This window comes from Nostocoides jenkinsii Ben 74, assembly GCF_001046875.1.
Lineage (GTDB): Bacteria > Actinomycetota > Actinomycetes > Actinomycetales > Dermatophilaceae > Nostocoides_A > Nostocoides_A jenkinsii.
Genome location: NZ_HF571038.1, coordinates 2547111 through 2568197 on the forward strand (window position 1 = coordinate 2547111; position 21087 = coordinate 2568197).

At 66.2% G+C, this 21087-nt stretch carries 18 protein-coding genes and 1 pseudogene; 14 read left to right on the top strand and 5 right to left on the bottom strand.

Translation table 11 applies throughout. The features are described from left to right. Positions 1 to 72: 72 nt before the first annotated feature. From BN13_RS12135 to BN13_RS12155, 5 genes are all read left to right on the top strand, one after another. The gene (locus tag BN13_RS12135) at positions 73 to 1296 is read left to right on the top strand and encodes a branched-chain amino acid ABC transporter substrate-binding protein (RefSeq protein ID WP_048547204.1); all 1224 of its coding nucleotides are present in this window, start codon (positions 73 to 75) and stop codon (positions 1294 to 1296) included. 163 nt (positions 1297 to 1459) lie between these two features. After that, entirely contained in the window at positions 1460 to 2428 is a 969-nt protein-coding gene (locus BN13_RS12140; RefSeq protein WP_048547206.1) for a branched-chain amino acid ABC transporter permease, read from the top strand. Then, entirely contained in the window at positions 2425 to 4137 is a 1713-nt protein-coding gene (locus tag BN13_RS12145) for a branched-chain amino acid ABC transporter permease (protein WP_048547208.1), read from the top strand. Before BN13_RS12140 ends, BN13_RS12145 begins: the two co-directional genes overlap by 4 nt. Continuing rightward, entirely contained in the window at positions 4134 to 4970 is an 837-nt protein-coding gene (locus tag BN13_RS12150; RefSeq protein WP_048547210.1) for an ABC transporter ATP-binding protein, read from the top strand. Before BN13_RS12145 ends, BN13_RS12150 begins: the two co-directional genes overlap by 4 nt. A 5-nt stretch (positions 4971 to 4975) precedes the next feature. Next, positions 4976 to 5680 (top strand): ABC transporter ATP-binding protein, encoded by a 705-nt coding sequence (locus BN13_RS12155; RefSeq protein ID WP_268806986.1) that lies wholly within the window; start codon positions 4976 to 4978, stop codon positions 5678 to 5680. 83 nt (positions 5681 to 5763) lie between these two features. On the opposite strand, the gene BN13_RS12160 is transcribed toward BN13_RS12155, so the two are convergent. Both BN13_RS12160 and trhA read right to left on the bottom strand, forming a co-directional pair. Beyond that, positions 5764 to 6885 (bottom strand): thrombospondin type 3 repeat-containing protein, encoded by a 1122-nt coding sequence (locus tag BN13_RS12160; RefSeq protein WP_048547214.1) that lies wholly within the window; start codon positions 6883 to 6885, stop codon positions 5764 to 5766. A 193-nt stretch (positions 6886 to 7078) separates the two neighbouring features. Continuing rightward, positions 7079 to 7786: a PAQR family membrane homeostasis protein TrhA gene (gene trhA / locus BN13_RS12165; RefSeq protein ID WP_048547217.1), complete on the bottom strand. Its 708-nt coding sequence runs from the start codon at positions 7784 to 7786 to the stop codon at positions 7079 to 7081. A 248-nt stretch (positions 7787 to 8034) separates the two neighbouring features. On the opposite strand from trhA, the gene uvrA reads away from it, so the two are divergent. The 6 genes and pseudogenes from uvrA to BN13_RS12185 all read left to right on the top strand — a co-directional run bounded on the left by uvrA (position 8035) and on the right by BN13_RS12185 (position 14531). Beyond that, positions 8035 to 11073 (top strand): excinuclease ABC subunit UvrA, encoded by a 3039-nt coding sequence (uvrA, locus tag BN13_RS12170; RefSeq protein WP_048547219.1) that lies wholly within the window; start codon positions 8035 to 8037, stop codon positions 11071 to 11073. 30 nt (positions 11074 to 11103) lie between these two features. After that, positions 11104 to 11787, top strand: coding sequence for an MBL fold metallo-hydrolase (locus tag BN13_RS12175; RefSeq protein ID WP_048547221.1), 684 nt, complete (start codon positions 11104 to 11106; stop codon positions 11785 to 11787). A gap of 29 nt (positions 11788 to 11816) precedes the next feature. Beyond that, positions 11817 to 12017 (top strand): annotated as a pseudogene (locus BN13_RS20965) (type II toxin-antitoxin system prevent-host-death family antitoxin); the annotation flags it as partial. A gap of 133 nt (positions 12018 to 12150) precedes the next feature. Continuing rightward, the gene (locus BN13_RS20355) at positions 12151 to 12834 is read left to right on the top strand and encodes a type II toxin-antitoxin system VapC family toxin (protein ID WP_235434032.1); all 684 of its coding nucleotides are present in this window, start codon (positions 12151 to 12153) and stop codon (positions 12832 to 12834) included. Positions 12835 to 13228: 394 nt separating this feature from the next. Then, complete coding sequence (locus BN13_RS12180; RefSeq protein ID WP_157038572.1) at positions 13229 to 13597, top strand: hypothetical protein; 369 nt, start codon at positions 13229 to 13231, stop codon at positions 13595 to 13597. A 61-nt stretch (positions 13598 to 13658) separates the two neighbouring features. After that, positions 13659 to 14531: an EamA family transporter gene (locus BN13_RS12185; RefSeq protein ID WP_053079886.1), complete on the top strand. Its 873-nt coding sequence runs from the start codon at positions 13659 to 13661 to the stop codon at positions 14529 to 14531. Here the strand turns inward: BN13_RS12185 and BN13_RS12190 are convergent. The 3 genes from BN13_RS12190 to uvrB all read right to left on the bottom strand — a co-directional run bounded on the left by BN13_RS12190 (position 14528) and on the right by uvrB (position 18236). Then, positions 14528 to 15559 carry a TerC/Alx family metal homeostasis membrane protein gene (locus BN13_RS12190; protein WP_407667863.1) on the bottom strand — a complete coding sequence of 344 codons (1032 nt, stop codon included), beginning with the start codon at positions 15557 to 15559 and terminating at the stop codon, positions 14528 to 14530. The two genes, BN13_RS12185 and BN13_RS12190, sit on opposite strands and share 4 nt — an antisense overlap. Positions 15560 to 15764: 205 nt before the next feature. Then, positions 15765 to 16115 carry an MmcQ/YjbR family DNA-binding protein gene (locus tag BN13_RS12195; RefSeq protein WP_048547228.1) on the bottom strand — a complete coding sequence of 117 codons (351 nt, stop codon included), beginning with the start codon at positions 16113 to 16115 and terminating at the stop codon, positions 15765 to 15767. A gap of 12 nt (positions 16116 to 16127) precedes the next feature. Continuing rightward, positions 16128 to 18236, bottom strand: coding sequence for an excinuclease ABC subunit UvrB (uvrB, locus tag BN13_RS12200; protein ID WP_048547230.1), 2109 nt, complete (start codon positions 18234 to 18236; stop codon positions 16128 to 16130). Between the two features lie 51 nt (positions 18237 to 18287). Here uvrB and BN13_RS12205 point away from each other — a divergent pair, with 51 nt between their 5' ends. The 3 genes from BN13_RS12205 to BN13_RS12215 are packed head-to-tail and all read left to right on the top strand — an operon-like array spanning position 18288 to position 21027. Further along, positions 18288 to 19007, top strand: a complete 720-nt coding sequence (locus tag BN13_RS12205) for a TrmH family RNA methyltransferase (protein WP_201329090.1) — start codon at positions 18288 to 18290, stop codon at positions 19005 to 19007. Further along, positions 19004 to 20035, top strand: coding sequence for a tocopherol cyclase family protein (locus tag BN13_RS12210; RefSeq protein ID WP_048547236.1), 1032 nt, complete (start codon positions 19004 to 19006; stop codon positions 20033 to 20035). Before BN13_RS12205 ends, BN13_RS12210 begins: the two co-directional genes overlap by 4 nt. Beyond that, positions 20032 to 21027 (top strand): o-succinylbenzoate synthase, encoded by a 996-nt coding sequence (locus BN13_RS12215; RefSeq protein WP_048547239.1) that lies wholly within the window; start codon positions 20032 to 20034, stop codon positions 21025 to 21027. The genes BN13_RS12210 and BN13_RS12215 overlap by 4 nt, the downstream gene beginning before the upstream one ends. Positions 21028 to 21087 lie beyond the last annotated feature (60 nt).

The window sequence follows — 21087 nt, forward strand, 5'->3', positions numbered from 1 at the left end:
GCGCATGCTCCGGCTAAATGCCGAGTCCGACGGAAGGTATGCCGTCGGCACGTTTTACAGGAGGAAACACTCGTGCCCAAGCGCTCTGTAGTCTCTGTCGGCGCTACCTTGCTCGCGGCCTCACTCGCCCTCTCGGCCTGTGGCTCCCGCGGTGGCAGCGACAACAGCTCGACGGCCGGCGGCAACAGCAGCGCCAAGGTGGCCAAGATCGGCGTCATCGCGCCGCTCTCCGGTGACCTTGCCGCGCTCGGCCTCGGCATCAAGAACTCGGTCGACCTGGCCATCAAGCAGGCCAACGAAGCCAACGCGATCCCCGGCTGGAAGCTTGAGCTTGCCGCTGAGGACGACCAGGCCACTGCCGACGTCGGCAAGAACGCCGCCACCAAGCTCGCGGGTGACAAGGAGGTCATCGGTGTCGTCGGCACCCTGAACTCCTCGGTCGCCCTGCAGGTCCAGCCGGTCCTGGCGTCTGCCAACATCGTCCAGGTCTCCCCGGCCAACACCGGCGTGTCCCTGACCAAGGGTGAGGACGCCGCGAACCCGAAGCGTCCGTTCCCGACCTACTTCCGCACCTGCACCACGGACGCCATCCAGGGCCCGTTCGCGGCACGCTACCTCTTCAACTCGGGCATCAAGGAGGTCGCGACCGTCCACGACAAGAAGGCTTACGGCCAGGGTCTGGTCGAGGCGTTCACCGCCGAGTTCAAGAACCTCGGTGGCACCATCGTCGCGGCGGAGACCATCAACCCCGACGAGGACAAGTACGACGCCGTCGTCTCGGCCATCAAGCCGAAGGCGCCCGAGGCGGTCTACTACGGCGGCGAGTACCCCCAGGGTGGCCCGCTCTCGCAGCAGATGAAGAGCCAGGGCCTCGACGTCCCGCTCATGGGTGGTGACGGTCTCTTCGACGGCAAGTTCATCGAGCTCGCCGGCTCCACCTCCGAGGGCGACATGGCGACGTCGGTCGGCGCCCCCACGGACAGCACTGCCGCGGGCAAGACCTTCCTCGACCAGTACAAGACGGCCGGCTACTCCGACCCGTCGGCTGCTTATGGCGGTTACGCCTACGACGCGGCCAACGCCATCATCAACGCCCTCAAGGTGTCCCTGAAGGACGCTGCCAGCGTTGAGGCCGCCCGCCCCAACACCGTCACTGACCTCGGCAAGGTCAGCTTCGACGGCGTCACCGGCAAGGTCGCCTTCGATGAGTTCGGCGACACCACGACCAAGGTCCTCACGGTCTACAAGGTCACCGGTGGTGCCTGGAAGGCCGAGAAGACGGACGAATTCAAGTAAGCCGCTTCTGCGCGGTGAACCAGCCGTGAATCGACGCGTCGGTGGGGTGACAGTGAGCCTGTTCCCCACCGGCGCGTTGTTTCGCTAGCTTTCTCCCAGCATGGCCGCCTGACCCCGACGTTTCCCCCGCTTCGGGCCCGAGAAGTTAAGGAGCAACCCCTACGTGGAGACCTTCCTGCAGCAGCTCATCAATGGGCTGACGCTGGGCTCCCTCTACGCGTTGATCGCCGTCGGCTACACCGTGGTCTATGGCATCGTCCAGTTGATCAACTTCGCGCACGGCGAAGTCTTCATGATCGGCGCGTTCGGAGCCCTGGCGACTTATCTCCTGCTTTTCCAAGGTCAGACGGCGCTGTGGATCTTGCCGATCATGATCATCGGCGCCATGGTCGCCGCCGTGGGCACCGCGGTCGCGATGGAACGCGTGGCCTATCGACCATTGCGCAATGCGCCACGGTTGGCCCCGCTGATCACCGCCATCGGCATCTCGGTCTTCCTCCAGGAATTCATCCGCCTGTTCTTCGACAAGATCCCGGGCACCAACTTCCCATCGGCCAAGGCCAAAATTCCGTTCCCGCAGATCGACGTCGTGACCGGCAAGGCGTTCAGCCCGCTGGCCGGCGTGCAGATCCAGCGGGCCGCGGTCTTCACGATCGCCATGATGGCGCTCTCGGCGCTGGGCCTGTGGTACTTCATCAACAAGACCAAGACCGGCCGCGGTATGCAGGCCGTCTCCCAAGACCCTGACACCGCCCGCCTCATGGGCATCAACGTCGACCGGATCATCGTCGCCGCCTTCGCGGTCGGTGCCGCGCTCGCCGGCATCGCGGGTGTGGCCCAGGGTCTGCAGATCACCAATATCAACTTCAAGATGGGCTTCATCGCCGGTCTGAAGGCGTTCACCGCCGCCGTGCTCGGCGGCATCGGCAACATCCAGGGCGCCGTCATCGGCGGTCTCGTCCTCGGGATGGCCGAGGCGATGATCACGCAGTACACCGGCATGCTGCCCGATCCGTTCGGCCAGTTCGGTGGCTCGTCCTGGAAGGACGTCTGGGCGTTCGCGCTGCTCATCATCGTGCTGGTGTTCCGGCCGCAAGGCCTCCTCGGTGCGAAGGTGGTCGACCGCGCATGAACTTCGTCATCCCCACCATCCCCGACGCCACGCGCGCGCAGCACGCCAGCAAGGGCTGGCCCCTGGCGCTCGCCGGCTCGGTGCTGCTCCTTGTTTCCGGCCTGCTCTCGTGGAGCTACGACCCGAGCATCCTTGGCGACATCTCGATCGCCTTCTGGCCGGCCACCTTCCAGCTCTTCGCCATGATCCTCGGCGTCATCGGCATCGTGTTGGCGCTGATGCACCAAGGTCCGCTGAGCAAGCTCGGCAACTGGTTCGATGCCGCCCTCGGCCTGCGCGCCCTGGGGACCGCCAGCCTGCTGGTCATCTTGTTCGGGCTCTTTGCCATCTCCTACCAGGCCGGCGGTCTGATCAATATCAACCCCGGCGGCTGGGTCGCCCTGCTCGGTGCGATTCTGCTTCTCGTGGGTGGCCGCTTCGTGCCGCAGCGAACCCTGCACAGTTTCGCGAAGGCAAAGGCCAACTCGACGCTGGAAATCGTCGTGATCGTGGTCCTGATGGCTCTCGTGCTCTTCGGCCTGGCCTATGTGCTCGGTCAGGATGACCCGTGGGTGTTCGTCGGCTTCCTGATCATGGCCGGCGGCGCCGCGATGGCATTGGCGCGAGCCGGGTTCTTCACCTGGCTGAGCCACATATCGCAGCGGCACCGTCATGTGTTGACGCTCGCGGCCTTCGCGGTGGCCTTCTTGTTCCCGTTCACGCAGGACGGGTCCGACGCCAATATGTCGATCGCCACGCAGGTGCTGATCTTCGCCGCGACCGCCATCGGCCTCAACATCGTCGTCGGCTTGGCCGGTCTGCTCGACCTCGGCTATATCGCCTTCCTCGGCTCCGGCGCCTATGTCGCGGCCATGATGTCGAATGCGGCCTCGGCGACCATCGGCTGGAAGCCGCCGTTCGTGGTCGTCATGCTCATCGGCGCCTGCGTCGCGGCCACGCTCGGTCTCATCATCGGGTCCCCGACCCTGCGGGTCTCCGGTGACTACCTGGCCATCGTGACGCTTGCTTTCGGAGAGATCTTCCGGTTGTCGATGTTCAACCTCGACGGCAACAACGGCCCGGACCTGACCAACGGCCCCAACGGCATCCCCGGCATCCCCGACCTGAATCTGTTCGGCTTCGACTTCGGCAAGCCGCACGAGATCGCCGGCTTCACCCTGGGCCGCTTCAGCAACTACTACTTCGTGCTGCTCCTGCTGATCGGGTTCATCATCTTGGTGTTCACCCGGCTCAACAACAGCCGCATCGGTCGTGGTTGGGTCGCCATCCGAGAGGACGAGCGGGCCGCCGAGGCGATGGGTGTTAACACCTTCGCGCTGAAGCTGCTCGGCTTCGCGGTCGGTGCCTTCCTGGCCGGCCTCGCCGGCACGATCAAGGCGCACCAGGACACCGCGTCCTCGCCGGATCAGTACATCTTCCTCGAGTCCGCCTTCCTCCTATCCGCCGTCGTTCTCGGTGGTATGGGGACCGTCGCGGGCGTCTTGGTCGGCGCCACGATCCTGAAGTTGCTCCCCGAGAAGCTGCGGTTCTTCTCCGAGTACCGCCTCCTCCTCTTTGGTCTGCTCCTCGTCGTCATGATGCGCGTGCGTCCGGAAGGCCTCATCGCCAGCAAGCGCCGTCAGCTCGAGTTCCACGAGGATGACGAGGCGTTAGCGAGCGAAATCCAACAAGATCATCTCGTCGAGAAGGCCGCGGAGGCAGCACGATGACCGTCATCGAGACCGACGTCCAGGACGGGCGGCCCCGCCCGCAGCGGGGCGCCAAGGTGCTTGACGCTGAGAAGGTCGTCATGCGCTTCGGTGGCCTCGTGGCCGTCAACAATGTCGACTTCGACGTCCACGAGGGCGAAATCGTCGGCCTGATCGGCCCGAACGGTGCCGGCAAGACGACCTTCTTCAACTGTCTCACCGGCATGTACAAGCCGACCTCCGGCACCGTCCGGTTCTACGGGGAGGTTTTGCCGCCCAAACCGCGGGCGGTCGTGAAGGCCGGCATGGCCCGGACGTTCCAGAACATCCGGCTCTTCGGCAACATGACGGCGCTCGAGAACGTCATGGTCGGCCGCTACTGCCGCACCACCTCGGGCGCGATCACCTCGGTCCTGCACGGCCCGAAGTACCGCCGCGAGGAAGCCGAGTCCCGCGCTCGCGCCGCCGAACTGCTGGACTTCGTCGGGCTCGGCAAGTCCGCCGAGCTGCTCGCACGCAATATGCCGTATGGCGATCAGCGTCGCCTGGAGATCGCGCGGGCGCTCGCGACGGACCCCAAGCTCATCCTCCTGGACGAGCCCACGGCCGGCATGAACCCGCAGGAAACCCAGCAGGCCATGGACCTGATCTTCAAGATCCGAGACATGGGGCTGGCCGTCGTGGTCATCGAGCACGACATGCGCTTCATCTTCCAGCTCTGCGACCGCGTGCTCTGTCTCGTGCGCGGCGAGGCCCTCATCTGGGGCACGCCGGGTGAAGTGCAATCCGATCCCCGAGTCATCGAGGCCTACATCGGGGGTAGCGAACTGGAAGACGACGAGGACGACGCATGAGCGACATGCTGGAGGTCAAGGACCTCGAAGTCAGCTACGGCAAGATCAAGGCCGTCAAGGGCATCTCCTTCACGGTCGGGCAGGGCGAGGTCGTCTCGTTGATCGGCACGAATGGGGCGGGCAAGACGACGACGCTGCGCACCATCTCGGGCCTGCTGCGCCCCACAAAGGGGTCGATCACCTTCAAGGGCCAGCGGATCGACCAGACCCCGGCCCACGAGATCGTGACGCTCGGTCTGGCCCACTCCCCCGAGGGACGACGGATCTTCCCGCAAATGACGGTCGAGGAGAACCTGCTCCTCGGTGCGTTCACGCGCAGTGACGGCGAGATCGGCAAGGACCTGCAGGCGGCATACGACCTCTTCCCGATCCTCGGGGAGCGCTCGAAGCAGCCCGCGGGCACCTTCTCCGGTGGCGAGCAGCAAATGCTGGCCATGGGCCGCGCCATGATGAGCCGCCCGCAGTTGCTGATGCTCGACGAACCCTCAATGGGTCTGTCGCCGCTGATGATGAAGCGGATCATGTCGACCATCAAGACGCTTCAGGAGCAGGGCACCACCATCCTGCTGGTGGAGCAGAACGCGCAGGCCGCGCTACGGCTGGCCAACCACGGCTACGTCCTGGAGGTCGGCAAGATCGTCCTGACGGGCACGGGCCGCGAGTTGCTCACCTCCGACGAGGTCCGCAAGGCATACCTCGGCGAGGACTGACACCGGCCACCCAAGCCAATAAGGTCAGACGTTTGGTCACCCGGAAGTGACCGAACGTCTGACCTTATTGCGTTGCTCCTGGCCTACGTGACCACGAGCGCCCCGGTGCGCGGGAGCAGGCGGGGGGCAAACCCCCATACGGCCGTCCACGTGATCCGGGGAGCCACCACGGTGATCGTCCGGCTGGAGTTAGCGGGGACCGGAACCGAGCGCGTGCCGAAAACGAGTGTCATCGCCTTGGCTTCGCGGTTGACGATCTTGACCCGATCCTTGGCCGGCGAGGTCACCGAGACGTTACCGACACGTGGGCACGGGGTGGCCGTGAAGGTCTTGCTCCAGGCGGTGGTCTCTGCTGCGAGGGTGTAGCCAAAAGCCGCCACAGCACTGACGCTGACGCTCCCGGACGCAGTAACTGTTCCGGGACTCGTTGCCACCCCGTTGACGGCATAGTCGACCCCGACTGCGGACGGGATGACCACGCCATCGTTGGCGGTGCCGCACTTGTCCGCGAAGGTCGGCGCCGGAACTGCGACAGGCTCCGGGCAGCCGTTGTTGGCCATCGTGCCCGGCTCATAAACGCAGTGGTCACTCGCATCGTCGACGCCATCGCTGTCCGAGTCGGCAGGGCTCGCCGGGCAGCCATAGTTGGCGGGATCGCCATACGTCCACGGGCAGACATCGTCGTTGTCGAAGACCCCGTCGCCGTCACTGTCCGGCCACGGACACCCGCCATTCTCCAATGGACCCCAGTCAGCGGGGCACGCGTCGGAGGGGTCGCTCAGCCCGTCGCCGTCGGTGTCTGGGTCCGGCCAATAAGGACAGCCATTGTTGGTGTACTCCCCGGGATCCGAGGGGCACTGATCGAGATCATCCGTGACGCCATCACCATCGCTATCAGGGATGGGGCACCCGTTGTAGTCGGCACTACCCCAGTCATAGGGGCACTGGTCGACATCGTCGGCGAAGCCGTCCCCGTCGCTGTCTGGAGCCGGGCAACCGTCATATGCCGCGGTCCCCGCCTCCGTTGGGCACGCATCCTGGTCGTCGGGTATCCCGTCGTCATCCTGGTCGCCTTCGGCGAGTGACGGTGTCGAGGAGAAAGTGAGGGGCGTGACGGCGGCGGCGGGAGCGGGATACGCCAGAAGGAGGGAGCAGGCGCTGAGGAGGGCTAGGGCAATCCCTCGGTAAGGCGAGATCCGACGCATGGACATCCCTGCTTTCCCGGCCATAACGGGGTTGGCCCCGATGCCGCACCTCAGTGACCGTTGGCCAATGCTAGGACACCCCACGAAGTTCTCCGCTCGTACCTCACTTCGACACTTCGCGGGGACCCCATCCACATACTTTCGTGACACTGCCTAGCGGCCGAGCGCCTCGCTCCGTAAGGCCTCGACGAACTCAGGCGCCGCGGGCCGCCGGGCTGTATGCCGCGAGGAAGACCCCGATCAGGTGCACCGTGAACGCGGCCACCGTCAGGGCGTGGAAGACCTCGTGGAACCCGAACCAGCGCGGGAGCGGGTTGGGGCGCTTGATCCCGTAGACGATGCCGCCAAGGGTATAAAGCACTCCCCCGACGATCACCAGCGTCAACACCGCCGCCCCGCCGCGAACCGCAAAGTCGGGCAGGTAGAACACGGCGGTCCACCCCAGGGCGATATATGCCGGGGTGTACAGCCAGCGCGGCGCCCCGACCCAGAAGACTCGGAACGCCACGCCCAGCAGTGCTCCAGACCAGACGATTGCGAGCAAGACCTTGGCCTGTTCGTGGGGCAGCAGGAGCACCGCGAACGGCGTGTAGCTGCCGGCGATGATCAAGAAGATGTTCGAGTGGTCGATGCGCTTTAAGAGCTTCTCGCGTGCTGGCGACCAGTGGCCCCGGTGATAGAGCGCACTGGTGCCGAACAGGATGGCCGCGGTGGCGGCGAAGACCGCGCACGCGACTCGTCCGCGACCAGCAGGCGCGAGGGCGACGAGCACGATGCCCGCGACCACCGTTAGCGGGAAGGCCACCAGGTGCAGCCAGCCGCGCAGTTTCGGCTTGAGCTGCTGCACGAATTGCGCCGCCGACTCGGCAAGCGTCTCCGTCAGGGGTTCGCGGGCACCCATAGTCAACACCATAACCTACGGACCCGTAGGTTACTGACCAGTTCGGGATGGTCGACGAGCCGCACGCGATGGATGGACGGGGTTTGTCGGTACCCCCTCGGGGCGAGAGATTCGTCGCTCACTCGCTCGTTCCTCACTCGGCTCGCTCCTCGATCGCCCCTCAGGGGCAACGTCAAACCCCGTCTCCGTTGGGCGTGCGGGTCTGGCGAGCTGCGCGAAAACCGGGGCTGTCGGTGGGTCCGCATACGATGGCGGGCGTGACGAGTAGGACGACGAAACGCGGCTCGGGGAGCCGATTGCACGACCAATTGATCGTGCGTGGGGCGCGGGAGCACAACCTCAAGGACGTCTCGATCGAGGTGCCCCGCGACGCGCTGGTGGTGTTCACCGGGCTGTCTGGTTCGGGGAAATCGTCGCTGGCGTTCGACACGATTTTCGCCGAGGGTCAGCGGCGCTATGTCGAGTCCCTGTCGGCCTATGCGCGGCAGTTCTTGGGGCAGATGGATAAGCCGGATGTGGACTTCATCGAGGGGCTTTCGCCGGCTGTGTCGATCGATCAGAAGTCGACCAATCGCAACCCGAGGTCGACGGTGGGGACGATCACGGAGGTTTACGACTACCTGCGGTTGTTGTTTGCGCGGGTGGGGCGGCCGCACTGTCCGGTGTGTATGGAGCCGATCACCCGGCAGACCCCGCAGCAGATTGTCGACCGGCTGTTGGAGTTGCCGGAGGGGACGCGGTTCCAGGTGTTGGCGCCGGTGGTGCGGGCACGCAAGGGTGAGTATGTCGATCTGTTCGCCGAGCTGCAGAGCAAGGGTTATGCGCGGGCTCGCGTCGACGGGGCCGTGGTCAACCTCACGGAGCCGCCGAAGTTGGAGAAGCAGATCAAGCACAGGATCGATGTCGTGATCGACCGGCTAGTGGCGAAGTCGGCCGAGGGGGATGCCGGCTACACCGCTAAGCGGCGGCTGACGGACTCGGTCGAGACGGCGCTCGGGCTGGCCGGTGGACTGGTCGTGGTCGAGTTCGTCGATCTGCCGGCGGACGACCCAGGCCGGGAGCGCCGGTTCAGCGAAAAGATTGCGTGCCCCAACGATCACCCGATCGGGGTCGACGAGATCGAGCCCCGGTCGTTCTCGTTCAACAGCCCGTTCGGGGCGTGCCCGGTTTGCACGGGTTTAGGCACCGAGTTGGAGGTGGACCCCGCGCTCATCGTCCCCGATGAGGACCTCTCGTTGGCCCAGGGCGCCATCGCGCCCTGGAATCAGGGCAGCGGGTCAGCGGAGTACTTCCAGCGGGTGCTCACCGCGCTCGCCGAGGATCTCGGGTTCTCGATGGACGCGCCGTGGCGAGCACTCCCCATACGCGCTCAGGAAGCGGTTCTGCACGGGCAGAACTACAAGGTGCACGTGAAGTACCGCAATCGGTATGGGCGGGAGCGGGCCTATACAACGGGTTTTGAGGGGGCGGTGCCGTTCGTGAAGCGGCGGCACGCCGAGACGGATTCGGAGTGGAGCCGGGAGCGTTACGAGGGCTACATGCGGGAGGTGCCCTGTCCGGCGTGCCGGGGGACGCGGCTGAAGCCGGAGTCATTGGCTGTGCTGATCGGCGGGCATTCGATCGCCGACATTTCGACACTGTCAATCAAGCAGGCCGCGGGGTTCCTGGGCACTGTCGATTTCACCGTCCGGGAGCGGGCCATCGCCGAACGGGTGATCAAAGAGATCGATGCGCGGCTCGGCTTCCTGCTCGACGTCGGCCTGGAATATCTGTCGTTGGACCGGCCGGCAGGCACGCTCTCTGGTGGGGAGGCGCAGCGCATCCGGCTCGCGACCCAGATCGGGTCCGGCCTCGTGGGGGTTCTCTATGTCCTGGATGAGCCATCGATCGGGCTGCACCAGCGCGACAACCACCGGCTGATCGAGACCTTGGTGCGGCTGCGGGATCTCGGCAACACCCTGATCGTGGTCGAGCACGACGAGGACACCATCGCCACGGCCGACTGGGTGGTCGACATCGGCCCCGGGGCCGGTGAGCACGGGGGTCGCGTGGTGCACTGCGGGCCGGTGAAGGGTCTTCTCGAACACAAGGAATCGCTGACCGGCAAGTATCTATCCGGGCGGTTAGAGATCCCCTCCCCCGCGGTGCGGCGGCCGATCGACAAGAAGCGCATGGTCAAGGTCGTGGGAGCCAAGGAGCACAACCTTGACGACGTCACGGTGTCGTTCCCGCTGGGGACGTTCGTGGCGGTGACTGGTGTCTCGGGCTCGGGCAAGTCGACGCTGGTCAATGACATCCTCTACAACGTGCTGGCCAACAAGCTCAACGGGGCCCGGCACGTGCCGGGGCGGCACAAGTCGGTCACCGGTCTGGAGCATCTCGACAAGGTCGTCCACGTCGACCAGAGCCCGATCGGGCGCACTCCCCGGAGCAATCCGGCGACCTATACGGGGGTGTTCGACCACATCCGCAAGCTGTTCGCCACCACCACTGAGGCCAAGATCCGCGGCTATCAGCAAGGCCGGTTCTCCTTCAACGTCAAGGGTGGACGCTGCGAGGCATGTTCTGGTGACGGCACGATCAAGATCGAGATGAACTTCCTGCCCGATGTGTATGTGCCGTGCGAGGTCTGCCACGGGGCGCGCTACAACCGGGAGACGCTGGAGGTGCACTTCAAGGGCAAGACGATCGCCGACGTGCTGAACATGCCCATCGAGGAGGCCGAGGAGTTCTTCGCGGCCGTCCCGGCGATCGCGCGACACATGACCACGCTGAATGCGGTGGGACTGGGGTATGTCCGCCTGGGCCAGCCCGCGACGACCCTCTCGGGGGGCGAGGCGCAGCGGGTTAAGCTCGCCTCCGAACTGCAGAAACGCTCCACGGGCCGAACGATCTATGTCTTGGACGAGCCGACCACCGGTCTCCATTTCGAGGACATTCGCAAGCTGCTCATAGTGCTGCAAGGGTTGGTCGACAAGGGCAACACGGTGATCGTCATCGAGCACAACCTCGACGTCATCAAGAACGCCGACTGGATCATCGACATGGGACCCGAGGGCGGCTCTGGTGGTGGCTTGGTGATCGCCGAGGGCACGCCCGAGCAGGTTGCGGCGCAGCCGGATTCGCACACCGGCCAATTCTTGGCACCCGTCCTCCAACGTGCCGCGCGCACTGTGGAGCGGCCGACCGGGCGGGCACGGACGGCATCCACCACGCCACCGGCAAAGAAGGCGACCATCTCGAAGACCGCTGCGGCCGCGGCGCGTCGCGCCCGCAAGGCCGGATGAGCCGACAAGGCCGGATGAGAGTGAGTTGCCATGAGCACGTATGACGGTGTCGTCACCCCGGGTGGGCCCAGCCAGGCTCGCGAACTCGGGGAGGTGACGATCCGAAAGATGTCGGTGTCCGCGATGCACAACAACGTTTATTTGCTGAGCCATCGCGACGGGCCACAGGTGTTGATCGACGCAGCCGACGATGCACCGCGCGTGCTGGAGTTCATCGCTGAGGGCGGCGGCGGGCGGCACGGCATACGACTCGATGCCCTGATCACCACACATCAGCACTGGGACCATGTTCGGGCCCTAGCCGACGTCGCGGCTGCGACGGGCGCGGGGACGTATGCCGGCGAGGACGACGCCGACGCGCTCCCGGTTGCCCCGGATGTTCGGCTGCAGCAGGGCGACTGGATTGCGGTGGGACCGCTGAGCCTGGACGTCGTCTATCTGCGCGGGCATACACCAGGTTCGGTGGCTCTCGCCTACACCGACCCCGCGGACGACAACCGAGTGCACCTCTTCACGGGCGATGCGCTCTTTCCCGGAGGTGTCGGCAACACCAAGATGCCGGGTCAGGATTTCGACTCGTTGTATGCCGATGTCACCAAGCGCATCTTCGACGTCTACGACGACCGGACGATCGTCTATCCCGGCCACGGCGCGGACACGATTCTGGGCGTGGAGCGACCCCACCTCGCCGAGTGGCGGGCACGGGGATGGTGACACGCCACTAGCCTGCGGCGTCCGAGGGGATGAGCACGGTGCGGACACGACCATGGGCAGGTAGCGACGTCATCCGCCCGAGCGGCGTGAGCGAGGCTGTAACCGTCCGTAGCACGGGTGATACTCATCACCTGAGGAGCGTCCCTGTTCGTGATCTGCGCAACAAGAGTGCTGCTCTGCTGAAGCGCGTGCAGCAGAGCGAGCGAGTCGTGGTCACCAAGGATGGTGACCCCGTGGCGAGGTGGTCCCTTTGCGTCGTGCGCGCCTGCACCGAGACCAGCTGCTTCAGCGGTGGGCGAGCCGGCCCAGGATCGACGCTGAGCAGTTCAAGAAGGACGTCGACGACATGCTGGACTGGTCGTTGTGACAGCGCCCGACGGATCAGGGCTGCTCGACACGAACATGGTCATCAACCTCTCCCATGTCGATCCTGACGATCTGCCCGAGGTGCCGGTGATCTGCGCCATCACCTTGGCTGAGCTGTCCTTCGGTCCACTCGTCACGGCAAAACCGACCGAACGGGCGCATCGACAGCAGGTGCTCCAACTGACGGAGGCGTCTTTCGACCCCCTCCCCTTCGACGCCGGGGCGGCTCGTTCATTTGGCGCGGTGGCTGCATCGCTGCGCGCCTCAGGCCGCAAGCCTTCTGCCCGGGGATACGACGCATTGATCGCGGCCGTGGCCATCTCGCAAGGCATGCCGCTCCACACGGCAAACCCTGACGACTTCGCCCACATCGAGGGGGGCTGGATCTCCGACCCGTTCGGCGCAGCCATCCCGAAACCACCGTGGACCAGCCGTGACCCGCGGCTAGTGATCCGCGCAGGTCGGGTGGAGTTTGGGTGGCTTTCCGGCGCTATACATGGCAAACCCACAGCCAGAAAGCCTCCCAAAGCGCCGGGTTCTGGGACTGGGTGGGAATCCGATACTCCGCAGGGCGGTTTGGTCGAGTGTCAAGATACGCCCGGTAGCTGCAATCCTGAAACGTGCAAAGTTGCACGGCAAATATGGTCAGAAGGGTTGCAGGGCAGTGGGTTTTCGAAATGAGCAGGTCACGGCGCACGGTGATCAAGGCGGGGTCCTGGTCGGTGCCGGTTTTGGCAGCGGCGGCGGCGCCTGTCCTCGCCGCATCCACGCCGGACCATCACGACGAGCGCTGACCCCATCATGGTCAGCGTCATCAAGCCGACCGGCATGACCCTGACCGCAGCCAGCCTGCCATCCGGGTGGACCGCCGTCGACAACGGCACCACGATCACGTTGATCGGCCCGGGCGGCACCCAATGCCAGCGTCCCGCTGAACTTCACCGCCTCAGGCGCCCCGCCCGGGAACTACACCATCAACGCCACCATCACGCAGGCCACCGACGAGACCAATGTCGCGAACAACACCGCCGCCACTACCGTGACCGTCAACGGCGTGCCGGACATGAGGGCCAGGTTGAGCACGAGCAGCGCGAACTACCAGGTCAACGTTCCGATGGAGGTCTTCTTTGAGTTCAGCAACGTCGGATCGACAGCAACGTCCGGCGCCATCACCGTTTACGTCTACAAGCCCAGCGTCGCGGGGACCTTCACCGTCGCGGCACCGGTGGGCTGGTCTCTGACGAACACGACAAACACATACTTTGCCTACACCTACACGGGCGTGATGCAACCCAACGACAGCGGGATATTCACTGGCACCTACACCCGAACCGCAACGGGCACCGGAACGTTGCAGTTCCGGGGTGTGGTGGTGCCCGGCTCTGGTGGCGAGACGAACAACACCAACAACTCGAGAACGGTCGCCATCACGCTGATCCAGTAGCCGTCTCGACCTGCATTCAGCGCACCTCCAAGAGCGCCGCCGGCCATAGCCTGAGCCGGTGCTGTCCCGACTCGATGCCGTCCCGGCTCCCGCTCTTGTGCTCGCGGGGATCGTGTCGGTGCAGTTCGGCGGGGCATTGGCGGCGACGCTGATCCCGGTGATCGGGGCGGCAGGGTCGGTCACGATGCGCCTGCTTTTCGCGACGGTCGTGCTGCTCGCCATCGTTCGGCCCCGCGTACGCGGCTACTCACGTCGGGACTGGGCGACGGTCATCGCCTTTGGGTTGGCGCTCGGGCTGATGAACTTCGCCTTCTATGGCTCGCTCGCGCACTTGCCGATCGGCGTGGCGGTGACGATCGAGTTCATCGGGCCGCTCGCGCTGGCTACCGCGCTGTCGCGGCGGCCCAAGGACTTCTTCGCGGTGCTGGGTGCGGCGCTCGGCGTGGTGATGATCTCCGAAGCGTTCAGCGCACCCCTGAGCGAGCTGAACTGGGCCGGCATTCTGCTCGCGCTGACCGCTGGGGGGTGCTGGGCGGCATACATCATCTTCAGCGGACGCACCGGTGCCGCCTTTCCCAAGCTGGACGGCCTCGCGATCGCGATGCTCGTCGCAACCCTCGTTGTGTCGCCCTTCGGGCTCATCAGGGTCGGCGAGTGGACGCCGAGCCTGTTGGCGAAGGGCCTGGGGATCGCGATCCTGTCCTCCCTGCTGCCCTACTCCCTCGAACTGATCGCCCTGCGACGGATGAGCGCCGCCGTCTTCGGGATCCTGCTCTCGCTCGAGCCTGCGGTCGCGGCGCTGGCGGGCCTGGTGATCCTCGGGCAGCGGCTGCACGGCATACAACTGCTGGGTATGGCGCTCGTCGTCGCTGCCAGCGCTCTGATCATGAGCGCCAGCAGCGAACCCGATCCGGCCGAGGCGGCCGGCGCCTAGATCGCGTCCTGCGGTCCACCGAACTTGGCGTCCCGCCGCGACTTCCACAAGCTCGCGATGGTCGTCACACCGAGGATCACCACGATGGCGCCCAGCGAGACGGCAATCGGGATCTCCGGGACCTTGACATGCTCGCCGCCGTTGATGAACGGCAACTCGTTCTCGTGGAGGGCGTGCAGCAGGAGCTTGACGCCGATGAAGGCCAGCAGCACGGCGAGGCCGATGCTGAGGTACACGAGCTTCTGCAGCAGGCCGCCGAGCAAGAAGAACAACTGGCGCAGACCCATCAGGGCGAAGAGGTTGGCGACCAGGACGATGTACGGCTCCTTGGTCAGGCCGTAGATCGCCGGGATCGAGTCAAGCGCAAACAGCAGGTCGGTCGTGCCGAGGGCCAGGATGACGAAGAGCATCGGGGTGGCCATGCGGCGGCCAGCCTTCTTGATGAACAACTTGGTGCCTTCGTAGTCCGGCGTGGACGGCACTTTGCTCTCGATCGCCTTCATCAGGCGGTTGTCCTCATACTCCTCATCGTCCGACTCGCCTTCGGTGGCCAGCTTGACGGCGGTGTAGATCAGGAACGCGCCGAAGATGTAGAAAACCCAGGAGAAGTTGTTGATCGCGGTCGCGCCGAGCCAGATGAAGATGCCGCGCAACACGATGGCGATGACAATGCCGACCATCAAGGCGAACTGCTGCAGCCGCTCCGGTACGGCGAAGCGCGCCATGATCAGCAGGAAGATGAAGAGGTTGTCGACACTGAGGGAGTATTCGGTGAGCCAGCCCGCGAAGAACTCACCGGACAGCTTCGGCCCCTTCCACACCAGCAAGGCGACGCCGAACAGCACGGCCGCCCCGATGTAGGCGCTCAGCGCGACCCAGAGCTCGCGATTGCTTGGCCGGTGCGGATTTCGGGCGATCCAGTAGACATCGAAAAGCAGCACCGCGCTGGCGATGCCGATGGTGAGCAGCCACGCCCACGTGGGCAGGTTGAGTTGGGTCTCGTTGGCGGCGACGAACAGGCTGGTCAAGCGGGTGGCCCCTTTCGGACATGAAGCGGGTCAGTCCGAAGTCTCTCCCACCCATGACAACTGGGCCGCCGCCCCGGGCCGAGTGGCCGTGATGACGAGGCAGGCGTGGCGGGATACTCCCTCCGCGAGGCGCCGACGGCACCCCATTGCGCCCAAGTGTGGCAGAAGCCGCCCCAAGCAGAGAAATCCCGACCGCGAAGGGGGCTTATCTCGGCTGGTCCGGCCGCTTGGACTTCGGGAGTTTGCTCACGATGAGGTCGTATGACGTGTCGATCGCTTCGAGAATCTCCTCATCAGGAATCGTGCCCCCGATGGCGAGCGTGTTCCAGCCGTTGCGACCGATATAGGGCATGACGCTGGCGTCGTCGGGATATTGCAGCAGCCACTCATCGGCCTCCGCGCGGTTGGCGCCGCACTTGACCCCGACGGCATCTCGACCGAGCCCGAACACGAAGATCTTCTCGACAACCTTCGCGACCAAGTCGCCCTCCCAGGGCTCGTCGGGGTAGGCGCCCGGCTTGGACAGGGCGTGATCGCGGAACTCCTCGGGGGTCATGGCCCCAGTGTCTCAGCGCGTAGCTTCGGTCATCTGGCGCAGTTCCTTCTTGAGGTCGCCAATCTCATCGCGCAGCCGCGCCGCGAGCTCGAACTTCAACTCGGCCGCCGCGGTGTGCATCTGCTCGGTCAGCTCCTGGATGAGATTGGCCAAGTCGCTGGCCGGCAGCCCCTTGATCGTCGCCACCTGGCCCGTGTCGGCCATCATCGCGCCGCGACCGCCGCGCCCGGAACCCCGGGTGCCTCGGGTCTGGCTCCGCCCCGACCCCATGAGGGCCTCGGTGTCGGCGTCCTCGCGGCCGAGGAGATCGGTGATGTCGGCGATCTTCTTGCGCAAGGGCTGCGGATCGATGCCGTGCTCCCGGTTGTAGGCGAGCTGCTTCTCCCGGCGCCGGTTGGTCTCCTCGATGGCGTGCTCCATCGAGGGGGTGAGCTTGTCGGCATACATATGAACCTGCCCGGACACATTTCGGGCGGCACGCCCGATCGTCTGGATCAGGGAGCGCGCCGAGCGCAGGAAGCCCTCCTTGTCGGCGTCCAGGATCGAAACCAGGGACACCTCGGGCAGATCGAGGCCCTCGCGCAGCAGGTTGATGCCGACGAGGACGTCGAACTCGCCGAGGCGCAACTCGCGCAACAACTCAACCCGGCGCAGCGTGTCGATGTCGGAGTGCAGGTAGCGGACTCGGACGCCCTTCTCCAGCAAGTAGTCGGTGAGGTCCTCGGCCATCTTCTTGGTCAGCGTCGTGACCAGGACGCGCTCGTCCCGGGCCGCGCGTTGGGCGATCTGATCGAGCAGGTCGTCGATCTGGCCGCGGGTGGGTTTGAGGACGATCTCGGGGTCGATCAGGCCGGTCGGGCGGATGACCTGCTCGACGACGCCATCGGCCTTGGCCACCTCGTAGTCGCCCGGTGTCGCGGACAGGTAGACGGTTTGGCCGATGCGATCGAGGAACTCCTCCCACATCAGGGGGCGGTTGTCCATGGCGCTGGGCAGCCGGAAGCCATGGTCGACCAACGTCCGCTTGCGGGACATATCCCCCTCATACATCGCCCCGATCTGCGGCACCGTCTGGTGCGACTCGTCGATGACCAGCAGGAAGTCCTCCGGGAAATAGTCGAGGAGGCAGTTGGGCGCGCTGCCACGGGTGCGGCCGTCGATGTGCATCGAGTAGTTCTCGATGCCGGAGCAGGACCCCACTTGGCGCATCATCTCGATGTCGTATGAGGTGCGCATCCGCAGGCGCTGAGCCTCCAACAGCTTGCCTTGCTTCTCGAACAACGCGAGTTGCTCGGCGAGTTCCTTCTCGATGCCGGTGATGGCCCGCTCCATCCGCTCCGGCCCCGCCACATAGTGCGTCGCCGGGAAGACATACATCTCCTGCTCCTCGCGCACGATCTCGCCCGTGAGCGGATGCAGGGTGTAGATGCGCTCGATCTCGTCACCGAAGAACTCGATGCGGATCGCGTGCTCCTCATAGACGGGGATGATCTCGACGGTGTCGCCGCGCACCCGGAACGTGCCGCGGGTGAAGGAGAGGTCGTTGCGGGTGTACTGCATCGTCACGAACTTGCGCAGCAGGTCATCGCGCTCCAAGACGTCGCCGACGCGCAGCGGGACCATGCGATCGACATACTCCTGCGGGGTGCCGAGGCCATAGATGCAGCTCACCGATGCCACCACGACGACATCGCGCCGGGTCAGCAGTGAATTGGTGGCGCTGTGCCGCAAGCGCTCGACCTCGTCGTTGATCGAGGAGTCCTTCTCTATGTAAGTGTCTGTCTGCGGGACGTAGGCCTCGGGTTGGTAGTAGTCGTAGTAGGACACGAAATATTCGACCGCGTTGTTGGGCAGCAGCTCGCGGAACTCGTTGGCCAACTGCGCCGCCAGGGTCTTGTTGGGCGCCATCACCAGCGTGGGCCGCTGCACCTGCTCGATCAGCCAGGCGGTCGTCGCCGACTTGCCGGTGCCGGTGGCACCCAGCAACACCACGTCCTGCTCCCCGGCCTTGACCCGGCGGGTGAGGTCGGCGATGGCCGTCGGCTGATCCCCGCTGGGCTCGAAGTCGGAGACAACCTCAAAGGGAGCCAATCGTCGCTTCAGGTCTGTTGTCGGACGCATGAGTCAACCGTAAACGCGACCACCGACAGCCCTCCCCCGCCCACCCTGAACATGAGGGCGGCGGGCGATAATGCCGCCGTGAGTGTCGCCGAGGAGTCCGCCGGGGAGGCGCGCGCGCCATACGATCCGATGCCCCACGGACCCGCCGAGGTGGGGGTCGGGCCGTGGGACGGACCGTGGCCGGCCGGCCCCGGGAGTGAGGTGTATGACGCTGACCTCCTGCGCGAGGGGGATCGCCGCAATGTCGTGGACCGCTACCGCTATTGGAGTATGGCCGCGATCGTCGCCGACCTCGACACCCGTCGCCACGACTTCCATGTCGCCATCGAAAACTGGCAGCACGACTTCAACATCGGCACCATCGTGCGGACGGCGAATGCGTTCTTGGCCAAGGAGGTTCATATCGTCGGCAATCGACGCTGGAATCGTCGTGGGGCCATGGTGACCGACCGTTATCAACACCTGCACTATCACCCCGACGCCACGGCGCTCGCCGAGCATCTCGCCGGACAGGACGTGGCCCTGTGGGGCGTCGACAACCTCCCCGGATCGCTGCATCTGGAGTCCGCCGAACTCCCCCGACGCGTGTGCTTCCTGCTTGGGCAGGAAGGCCCAGGGCTGAGCGAGGCCGCGCGGGAGGCGTGCGCCGCGACCTTCTCGATCGCCCAGTTCGGCTCGACCCGCTCCATCAACGCCTCGGTCGCCGCCGCCGTCGCGATGCACGCGTGGGTGCGCACGCACGCCGATTTCACGGAAGCCTGGCGCGGATGAGCCTGCTCGCGCGCTATCGCGCCTCGGGGGCCGATCTGCCGTTCGGCGACCCGCGCCCGGCGCACGGCCTGGCGATGGAGGGCTACTTCTGGCGCGTGACCGATCGGTCAACGCAGCGCACGTTGATCGCGTTGATCGGCGTCAATCAGCCGCGCGACGGGAGCGCGCCGTGGGCGACGCTCGGTTTGGCCACGAGTGACGGCTTCCTGCGCACGCTTGCCGCTCCAGAGGGCTGGGCGGACCCACGCCGCCTGGGGGCGCGCAGTGGAACCGCCTTCGTGGCGGACGCGACCCGGGTCCGCGTCGACCTCGGCCCGGATGCGCTGTGCGAGTTCCGGATTGACCAGCCGGCACCCTGGCCCCGGCGGGCCGTCGGTGGCTCCAGCGTGTTCCAAAGCGTGCCGGGCCTCAATCAGTATTGGCATCCCTGGCTGCTCGGCGGCCGGGCAACGGGGTCGGCCACGATCGCGGGCGAGCGGTGGGACTTCACCGACGCGCAGGTGTATGCCGAGAAGAACTGGGGCAAGGGCGGTTTCCCGGAGAGTTGGTGGTGGGGTCAAGCGCAGGGCTTCGCCGAAGCGGAGGCGGGCGTCGCCTTCGCGGGGGGCTTGGTCCACGCGGGACCGCTGCGCACCACGGTCACTGCCGTCGTCGTGCGGCTCCCCGACGGCCAGGTCTTCCGGCTCGGTAACCCTGGCGTCTCCCCGGTCCGCGCGCAGGTCACCGACGAGCGATGGTTACTTCGCGGGCGCGGCTACGGCTGGGAGGTCGTCCTCGACGGCCGCGCCCCCCTCGGTGATGCACACGTCCTGCCCGTCCCCTTGCCCGACGAGCACCGCAACACCGCCGGGGACTTGGAGCATCTCGCCGCCACTTTGGACGTGACGGTCCGGCGGCGCGGGCGGACGGTCTGGGAGGGGACCACCGACCTCGCCGCCCTGGAGCACGGGGGGCTCGCCCGGGCCGAGGCTGAGCTGCGGCGACGCGGCATACCTCTTGGGGCGACGGACGCCCCGCCCGTGCGATGACGGCGCCCCTGCCCGATCGGGCGGACCTCCTTGGCCGGGTGCACGTGGTGGCGATCCCGATGCGGGTGCGGTTCCGCGGTATCACGGCGCGCGAGGTGGCGTTGATCGATGGCCCGGCCGGCTGGGGTGAGTTCGGTCCTTTCCCGGAGTATGCCGTTCCCGAGGCCGCGCGCTGGCTCGCCTCGGCGATCGAGGCGGCGTATGGCGCGTGGCCAGCTCCCGTCCGCGAGTCCGTCCCGATCAACGCAACCGTGCCCGCCGTGGGCCCGGAAGCGGTGGCGGGGATCGTGGCCCGGTTCCCCGGCTGCGACACCGTCAAAGTCAAGGTCGCCGAGCCCGGCCAGCCTCTCGGCGAGGACGTCGCCCGGGTGGCGGAGGTGCGCGCGGTGATGGGCCCGCGCGCCCGGATTCGGTTGGACGCCAACGGAAATTGGAGCCTGGCCGAGGCGGCGGAGGCCCTAGAGCGACTGGGGCGGTACGACCTCGATTATGTGGAGCAGCCGTGCGCGAGCGTGCGGGAGCTGGCCGCGCTGCGGCGGTCGCTGGCGCGCCGCGGCATACGGATCCGGATTGCGGCCGACGAGTCCATTCGGAAGGCGGAGGACCCGCTGCGGGTCGCGCGCGAGGAGGCCGCCGACCTCGTGGTGGTCAAGGTTGCGCCGCTGGGTGGGGTGGCGCGGACGCTGGAGATCGTCGAGGCGTGCGGGCTGCCGGCGGTGGTGTCGTCGGCGCTCGACACGTCCATCGGTCTGAGTGCGGGGGTGGCCCTAGCGGCCGCGCTGCCGGAGCTGGCGGGGGCGTGCGGGCTCGGCACGCTGGCGCTGATGGAGGGGGATGTGACGACGGCATCCCTGCGGCCGGTGGGCGGTGTCCTCGCGCCAGGTCGGGTCGCTGCCGACCCCGACCTCCTCCATCGGTATGCCGCTCCCCCGCCCCGCGTTGCCTGGTGGCACGAGCGCGTCAGGGCCTGCCTGGCGGAGCTGACTCGGTAAGCCCCCGCCCCCGCTCCCGAACTTGAGCACGCCTTAGGAACTTGAGCACGCCATGCATGG

Bases quoted from the DNA above. Each gene is read 5' to 3' on its own strand.
- BN13_RS12145 (WP_048547208.1), top strand. From the start codon at position 2,425: ATGAACTTCGTCATCCCCACCATCCCCGACGCCACGCGCGCGCAGCAC.
- BN13_RS12150 (WP_048547210.1), top strand. From the start codon at position 4,134: ATGACCGTCATCGAGACCGACGTCCAGGACGGGCGGCCCCGCCCGCAG.
- BN13_RS12155 (WP_268806986.1), top strand. From the start codon at position 4,976: ATGCTGGAGGTCAAGGACCTCGAAGTCAGCTACGGCAAGATCAAGGCC.
- BN13_RS12160 (WP_048547214.1), bottom strand. From the start codon at position 6,885: ATGCGTCGGATCTCGCCTTACCGAGGGATTGCCCTAGCCCTCCTCAGC.
- trhA (WP_048547217.1), bottom strand. From the start codon at position 7,786: ATGGGTGCCCGCGAACCCCTGACGGAGACGCTTGCCGAGTCGGCGGCG.
- uvrA (WP_048547219.1), top strand. From the start codon at position 8,035: ATGGCGGGCGTGACGAGTAGGACGACGAAACGCGGCTCGGGGAGCCGA.
- BN13_RS12175 (WP_048547221.1), top strand. From the start codon at position 11,104: ATGAGCACGTATGACGGTGTCGTCACCCCGGGTGGGCCCAGCCAGGCT.
- BN13_RS12195 (WP_048547228.1), bottom strand. From the start codon at position 16,115: ATGACCCCCGAGGAGTTCCGCGATCACGCCCTGTCCAAGCCGGGCGCC.
- uvrB (WP_048547230.1), bottom strand. From the start codon at position 18,236: ATGCGTCCGACAACAGACCTGAAGCGACGATTGGCTCCCTTTGAGGTT.
- BN13_RS12205 (WP_201329090.1), top strand. From the start codon at position 18,288: ATGAGGGCGGCGGGCGATAATGCCGCCGTGAGTGTCGCCGAGGAGTCC.
- BN13_RS12210 (WP_048547236.1), top strand. From the start codon at position 19,004: ATGAGCCTGCTCGCGCGCTATCGCGCCTCGGGGGCCGATCTGCCGTTC.
- BN13_RS12215 (WP_048547239.1), top strand. From the start codon at position 20,032: ATGACGGCGCCCCTGCCCGATCGGGCGGACCTCCTTGGCCGGGTGCAC.